Origin of the sequence: Rhizobacter sp. (assembly GCA_021153565.1) — a bacterium.
Classification (GTDB): Bacteria; Pseudomonadota; Gammaproteobacteria; order Burkholderiales; family Burkholderiaceae_C; genus Albitalea.
Map to the genome: position 1 here is coordinate 1 of JAJKJU010000336.1, position 5,599 is coordinate 5,599.

Annotated in this window: 3 protein-coding genes; 2 read left to right on the plus strand and 1 reads right to left on the minus strand. The window is 61.1% G+C overall.

Annotation, left to right across the window (positions count from 1 at the left end):
* Positions 1–319: 319 nt before the first annotated feature.
* Positions 320–925: a glycosyltransferase gene (locus AC30NL_RS20655; protein ID WP_489465860.1), complete on the minus strand. Its 606-nt coding sequence runs from the start codon at positions 923–925 to the stop codon at positions 320–322.
* 483 nt (positions 926–1,408) lie between these two features.
* Here AC30NL_RS20655 and AC30NL_RS20660 point away from each other — a divergent pair, with 483 nt between their 5' ends.
* Entirely contained in the window at positions 1,409–2,983 is a 1,575-nt protein-coding gene (locus AC30NL_RS20660) for a trypsin-like peptidase domain-containing protein (RefSeq protein WP_489465861.1), read from the plus strand.
* Positions 2,984–3,755: 772 nt separating this feature from the next.
* The coding region (locus AC30NL_RS20665; protein ID WP_489465862.1) for a VCBS domain-containing protein at positions 3,756–5,599 on the plus strand (1,844 nt) is incomplete at its 3' end.

The following is a 5,599-nucleotide window of genomic DNA, read 5'->3' on the forward strand; positions in this document are numbered from 1 at the left end:
CTCGGCATCGCTCGCCTCCGAGCCCGGCCCTACCACCGCGACGTACATGTCAGCACCCCGTCACCCGTCACCCGTCACCCGTCACCCGTCACCCGTCACCCGTCACCCGCCCCCGTTCGGGCTGAGGTATCGAAGCCTCGACCCGCTATGGAGACTTCAATACCGCAGCCCGAGCGGAATCTCGGCGCCGAACCCATCACCCATCACCCATCTCCCGTTCGGGCTGAGGTATCGAAGCCTCGACCCGCCGTGGTGACTTCGATACCTCAGCCCGAGCAGAATCTGAGTGGCGAGCCAAAAATCATTCCCGACCGCGACCTTAGCGAAGCAGGTAAGTGACAACCCGACGATCAAAGAGGGCGAAGTCCGTGGTGCCCTGGGGCAGATGAATGGGATCCTTCGATTCGATCAGCCGTGACACCGCAGCGCCGTCCAAACTCTTCAACACGCCGACGTGGCTTGTTTCTTCATCAATGGCGTAGACCAGTTCGGCACCCTGATCCCAAAGGGAAATCATTTGCTGCAGGAGGCTCGGCGGGTACTTGGGTTTCGGGTCGAGCAGGACGACGGCATCACCCCGAGCAGCCTCAAGCCCGATGACAAGATTTGCGTCCTTGGACAGTTGCCGACTCACCCTCACCGACCGGAAGCCCGGCAGTTCGCCCCATCCACTCAGCAGTCGCTCGGTCCCGTCATCGCTGCGCGCGTCCACGACGATCACTTCCCAGGGAAAGCCGGCCTCGGTCAATGAATCGCTCAGGAGCGGCAATAGCTCGGCGAGCGCAGTGACTTCATTGCAGGCTGAGATGACGCACGATACCGTTCGCATCGAGCCGGACAACTGACTCCACCCCGAGACGTGGGCCCACGAGGGCTCTTGGTTGGGAATGGGGAACTCATTGTCTTTCTGGCCAGTGGTCCACATAGGCGCTTCGCTCAAACTTTCATGCTCACCATACCAATATGGTCGCAACACGTCTTTAAACCACCCCTGGTTACGTTTCTTCACGTGTCTGCGCGCCCCAGTTGGAGGACCGTGGGCTAGCACTGCTCCGTTCCTGGGAAGGCCTGTCCTTGAATCTCATTCCGCAGATCGCAGGCCTTCCCGAACAACCGGGCATTCTCGATGCCCGCGAATGACCATTGGCCTGACAGGCACTGTTTGCAGTTGCGCAAGTGGCTAATTCAACGGGTGCGAATCGGCGTCAAGGCTGTTGGATTTGTTCCTGGAGGCATCCTCATACCCTGAGTCGTATCATCGCGAATACTGTTCAAGCCAGTGGCCTTAGTATTCTAAAAAAGCCCGCACTTGATACGCCTATTCCCTGCTGGCCGAGTTGGCTAATAAGTCTTGAGTTGAGCGTTCGTTGTTACTTCTCGCGGAAAAATCACCAAGCCACTTTTCTCCATGAAAATCTTAAGAAGTTTTGCCTTCTGCATTGGCGCAGCCAGCATCAATGCACATGCCGGTCTGACGGAGGGGATTGACGCCTTTCACAAGTACCAGTATTTGGATGCTCGCAAAGAGTTGACTGACTTGGCCAGCGCAGGCGATGCCGAGGCCATGGCGGTCATGGGCGAAATGCTGATGCGCGGGTTGGGTGGGGCACGTGATGAACTCAAGGCTCGCGAGTACATCCTTCAGGCGCGTGAGAAAGGCTCCCTCAGAGCAACCTACACGCTTGGTCGCATGCATCTATACGGCAATCTGGTCGGAAAGGACGAAGCCAAGGGAGTTGAACTGGTCAAAGAGGCGGCAACCAAAGCCTATGCGCCCGCACAGTCGCTGTTTGGCAGTTGGATAGCCAGTGGCACCTTTGGACTTGAAAAGAACGACGCAATCGCTCTGCTTTGGCTCAAGCAGGCCGCAGATCAAAAAGATCCCCTCGGCATGCTTTGGCTGGGTGCTTTCTACGAGGGCGGTAAAGCAGGATTGCCTCAGGACAATCTGGTCGCGCTCGATTGGTACAAGAAAGCGGGTGAGCTTCGGGAGACTTCAGCGATGGTCTCTGCGGGCCGCATGTATGCATTGGGCCTGGGCGTCACCGCCGACGGCACGGAAGCACTGCGTTGGTTCCGAATTGCCGCGAATCTGGGCAACTACCGGAGCTATACCTGGATTGCGAGCGTCTACGAGTTTGGCCGCGGTGGGATTGCAAAGAACCCGTCACTTGCCTATTCATGGTATGCCGCAGTGCCCGCCAACGCCTTGGCCAATGACGTGAAAGCCGCTAACGAAGGCAAAGAGCGGCTCGCAAAGGTGCTGTCTCAGGCAGAGCGGGACGAAGCGGCGAAGCAGTCCAAGGTCGTCGTTGTCAACGAGCTGCTGAATCGCATGGGCGCGATTCCGGCGGGCAGTGTCGCAACAGCGTCGCGCAAGGGCGTCTATGGCAGCGGGGTGGTTGTCAGTCGCAATGGCGATATCTTGACCAATGATCACGTGATTCAGAACTGCGCAAACGTGCGCATTCAACCCACGGGCGCCGAGGTGAAAGTCATCGCCAAAGACGCAAAGAACGACTTGGCGCTATTGCGAATGGAGGGCGGCCGGATTCCAGCCATCAAGTTGCGAACCGGAAGGGGCATACGCTTGGGCGACGATTTGGTGGTGGTCGGCTATCCGTTGCGCGGTTTGCTGTCGTCCGGGCCAATCGTCACCACGGGCATCGTCAATGCCCTGAGTGGCTTCAACGACGACACCTCCGCATTTCAAATGTCGGCCACGGTTCAACCCGGCTCGAGCGGTGGCCCGGTTGTTGATAGCTATGGGCTGCTGGTCGGTATCGTGCGGGCGCGACTGTTGCCCGGCGGTCCAATCAGCGCGCAGAACGTGAACTTTGGAATCAACCTCGCCACCGTCTCGGGCTTCTTGGATGCGCACAACGTGGACTACAGCAGCGTGCAGCCCAATGGCAAAGCGATGAATGTGGGTGACATCACCCTGCAAGCGCAGAAGCCAACAGTGCAGATTGAATGCTATTGAATTGAGGGCCGTTGAAGCACAGTAGCTTTGGGAAAAGCCGTGCAAGCCCACGATTCGCGGCGCCTTACGGCCCGCGGCTCGTCCACTCCATCCTTCCCCGCCTTCCAGAGCGGAGCGCCACGAACATCGCCGCTGTATTGAGGCGTCAGCATGGGGCAGGTCAGCCGGGGTAGGGTAAGGAAAACCCTCATTTCAAGACATCGCCAATCTCGAGCTTGATGCCCTTGATGCGGACGCTTGCCGGCGCCGACGCATCCCTGCGTGTCGCCCGGCTGCGGAATGACGTCGGCGTGCGCGGAAACTTTCTCGTGCCGATTCCCCACCGTGGGCACCTTCGACAGTTGGCGTCGACCTCGACCAGCAAGGTCACATTTGGCGCAGTCATCCAGGCGGAACTCTGCGACCTGCAGTCCTGCAGTGAAGCCGGTAAACCCATGACCCCATCGGGCCGCAACTGTGCTGCCAAGGCGACACCCCCTGGATAGAGGGAGCGCTCTGTCCTGTGCCCAGGGGATCAAACAACCACCAGCCACGGGTGACAGCTCCGGTGCCAGAAACAGCGCGGCTGCCTACATTGAGTACCTTCAGTCGCGAGCCAATCTTCCGTGGGAGATGCCCGCGACGCCGCGTTCGGCCGCCCTTTCCCGGGCTGACCACGCTAAGGAAAAAGTGGTGCGCTGCGCAACCCCATGTCAGGTGCGTCGGCCGCTGTGTCGAACAGAGTCTGGCGATTTCGAATTGCTAGGCACGGGCAACGATCAAGGAAAACCTCATGGCCATCAACAGCACCTCTTTCACCAACACGCCGCAAGCCGGTGATGACAACTACAGCTGGACCGAGGACCTTCTACTGGCCTCCAGCATCATCACCAACAACGTCATCACGCTCAACGTGATGAGCAATGACCTTGGCGGCAACGCCAAGGCGCTGTTCTCGCTCGACGACGGCAATGGCAACACGCTGTCGCCGGATTTCGATTTGCTGACCGGCGATGTCGGGGCCGACGGTGTTTCGGCGTGGGAGAAGACAGCACTCGGCAACTGGGTTCGCATCGTCAACGGCAAGATCGAGTTCAAGCTCGACGATGGCTCTCACGACTCCACCCGTACCGGCAGCATCGATGCGCTGGCGGCAGGCCAACCAGTCAACGATCAATTCGTTTACGCGATCCGGCTCGCAAACGGCACGCTGAGCCAAGCCCGGGTGACCCTGCAGATCATCGGGTCGAACGACAACGCCACCATCACGGGCACTGCCACCGCCTGCGTCACGGAAGCAGGTGGCGTCCGCAATGCGAACGTCGGCGTCCCGAGTGCATCGGGCACACTGACCGTCCATGATGTGGATGCCGGCCAGTCGGTGTTCCAGACGCCGGCGAGCTTGAATGGCACGTACGGCACGTTCACCTTCAATACCACCAGCGGCGCGTGGAACTATGCGCTGGACAACGGCCGCGTCGCGACGCAGGCACTGACCGCCGGGCAGGTCGTGCATGACACGCTGAGTGTCACGAGTGCCGACGGAATGGCGACGCAGGTGATCAACGTCACCGTGAACGGCACCAACGATGCGGCGGTGATCACGGGCAACACCAGTGGGGCGGCCGCCGAGACGAACGCGCCGGTGACGATCACCGGCGCGCTCAACGCCACCGACGTGGACAATGCTGCGGGCTTCCAGGCCGGCAGCACCGTGGGTGCGAACGGCACCTTCAGCGTCGACGCGGCCGGTGCCTGGCGCTTCACGGCCAACAGCGCGTTCGACTCGCTCAACGTGGGCGGCAAGGCCGAGGAAGAGTTCACCGTCAAGTCGGTGGACGGTACCGAGCAGAAAGTCAAGGTCACGATCAACGGCAGCAACGACGCGGCGGTGATCACGGGCGACACGAGCGGCTCGGCCGCCGAGAGCAACACGCCGGTGACGATCACCGGCACGCTCAGCGCCACTGACGTGGACAATGCTCCGGGCTTCCAGGCCGGCAGCACCGTGGGCACGAACGGCACCTTCAGCATCGACGCGGCCGGCACCTGGCGCTTCACGGCCAACAGCGCGTTCGACTCGCTCAACGTGGGCGGCAAGGCCGAGGAAGAGTTCACCGTCAAGTCGGTGGACGGCACCGAGCAGAAAGTCAAGGTCACGATCACCGGCACCAACGACGCGCCGGTGATCACGGCGCAGGACCTCGTGGGCGCGGTGACAGAGCTCACCACGCCGTCGGGGACCGCGACGCTGAGCGACAGCGGCTCGATTAGCTTCACCGACGTGGACCTGATCGACACGCACCTGGTCAGCGCCGCCGGCACGCCGGTGGGCACAACGCTGGGCACTCTGAGCGCGGTCAGGGACCACGACACCACGGGCACCGGCACGGGCGGCGCGCTGACCTGGACCTACACGGTGGCCGACGCGGCCGTCCAGTACCTGGCCAAGAACGAAACCAAGGTCGAAAGCTTCACGATCACGCTGAACGACCAGAACGGCAGCATCATCACCCGGCAGATTGACGTGACCATCACCGGCACCAACGACGCGCCGGTGCTCAGCTTCACGGCGGGTGCGGATGCGGGCGCGGTGCAGGAAGACACGGGGCTGCTCGTGAGCGGCCAGTTCACGTC